Source organism: Cupriavidus sp. UYPR2.512 (assembly GCF_000379565.1).
GTDB lineage: Bacteria > Pseudomonadota > Gammaproteobacteria > Burkholderiales > Burkholderiaceae > Cupriavidus.
Genome location: NZ_KB903144.1, coordinates 1 through 1,067, shown reverse-complemented (window position 1 = coordinate 1,067; position 1,067 = coordinate 1). Strand labels below are relative to the sequence as shown.

1 pseudogene is annotated in these 1,067 nt (G+C 60.8%); it reads left to right on the top strand.

Annotated elements, in window-relative coordinates:
* Positions 1 to 695: 695 nt before the first annotated feature.
* Positions 696 to 878: pseudogene (locus tag A3A5_RS45105) on the top strand (IS110 family transposase); the annotation flags it as partial.
* Positions 879 to 1,067: the final 189 nt, after the last annotated feature.

Here is a 1,067-nt window from a genome sequence, read left to right as displayed (position 1 = left end):
TTTCACAGGCCTTTCAGCCCGACTCTTCACTGTCAGAAGTTCCCGACGCCGCTAACCAATTGAATTTGTTCGAAATTTAACCGGACACTAGTGACATCAACTGCAAGTTGACCTCAACGATGTGCCGCAACGGCTCCCAGTACACCCAGGAGGCTTCTATGACCGCACAGGGAGCCGTTTGCAGCATGAACCGACGGCCTGCTGAGCGACTGGATAGTGTTGCCAACGCTAGTCATTTCGTGGTCCCCGAGCGCCAGACCATGATGGATTCCCATGAACGTTGAGTCCGGCCCGGGCGGGGTAGAGCACTTGCGGGAGGCTCTTGCCGTGGTCAATGGCATGGGCAGCAACTCTGTCTAGGTGGCGCATTCCCAGCTGTCACCATCCGGGCTCGCAGTTCGGGAGGCAAGGCTTCGGCTCCAACTATTGAGCTTCCCAAGCCCATGCCTGCGCCCGGCGTTCGCGAAGAAACGGTTCTGCCCTATAACGGGAACGGCAGCGCCGAGATGACCGACCATCCATTGNTGCGAGCTCGCAGCGATTGTCCTCGCTGCTGGGTGAGCCCGCTATTGAGCCTGGTCCGGGAATCGTCGGCGACAGTGGTGAGCGGCGTGAGCCGCATCCCGTTTGAGAGATCGAGTCGAAATCGACGCTTCCCATGGCGCTGCCGTTCACTGACGATCTTGGAGCAGGCCATGGCAATGCGCAAGCGAGAAGTCGAGGTATTTCCCAACGCAGCGGGGATCGATGTGGGCGCATCGAGCCACTGGGTCGCCGTGCCGCTGCATCTGGCGGAGCAAGCCGCCTGCGAACCGGTGCGCGAGTTCGGCGCGATGACTAACGATCTCAACGCACTGGCTGACTGGCTGCTGGCGTGCGGAAGCGTTGCTAGACGAGTTGGGACAACGCGAGGTCGACCTGGGCAAAGCCCCCCGAGCCGGCAGCAAGCTGCGTGTCGAATTCGACATCCGNCAGACCATGGCCAACTGGGTCGGTGTGGACCTCACGCGCATCAATGGGTTGGGCGCGACCGCGGTCCTGAAGGTTCTCAGCGAGATCGGTCCAGA